1 protein-coding gene is annotated in these 706 nt (G+C 68.6%); it reads right to left on the minus strand.

Features of this window, described 5'->3' with window-relative positions:
• A partial coding sequence (locus ABFX45_RS46225) for an HNH endonuclease signature motif containing protein (protein WP_346137434.1) occupies window positions 1-691 on the minus strand: 691 nt, incomplete at its 3' end.
• Window positions 692-706 lie beyond the last annotated feature (15 nt).

The raw sequence follows: 706 nt of genomic DNA on the forward strand, positions 1-706 counted from the left end.
GGATGAGGTCGTGGTGGCGGCGGCAGAGCAGCACGAGGTTGTTGAGGTTGGTTTCGCCGCCGTTTGCCCAGTGGTGGATGTGGTGGGCTTCGCAGTGGCTGGGTGGTCTGGTGCAGCCCGGGAAGGCGCAGCCTTGGTCTCGTGTGACGAGCATGCGGCGTAGTCCGGAGTTGAGGGCTCGGGTTTTGCGGCCGACGTCGTGGATCTGGGAGCGGCTGCCGAGCAGCATCGGGATCACCGCGGAGTCGCAGGCGATCTTGCGGACCTGGTTCACCGGGAGGTGGTCGCCGTTGTCGAGCCGTGCGGTGCCGATGGCGGCGCGGAGCTTGTCGTAGTCGACGGTGACGGTGAGCTGGACGCGTTCGCCGCCGTGGATGCGGTGGTGGTCGGCGCGCAGCGCGAGGTCGACGATCTCGCAGAACGCGTCCCCTTCCCGCTCCGGCGCGCACCTCAGGTCGTCGGGCGCGGGTTTGGCCAGCGGGTCGAGCAGCGCGTCGAGCTTGGCGCCGGTGTCCAGGTCGAGGTCGGCGAACAGCTGGTACCGGCCGCCCTGTCTGCGGCGGCGCACGGTGTTGCGCTGCTGGACGGGTTCGGGTTCTTTGGGTTCGGGCCCGTCCTGGTCGAGGTGGTAGGCGAGGTTCTTGCAGAAGGCTTTGGCTGAGCGGGGTTCGTGTTCGAGCGCGTACCGCACGAGGTGTTCTTCGGC

Origin of the sequence: Lentzea roselyniae, assembly GCF_039537795.1 — a bacterium.
Taxonomy (GTDB): Bacteria; Actinomycetota; Actinomycetes; order Mycobacteriales; family Pseudonocardiaceae; genus Lentzea; species Lentzea atacamensis.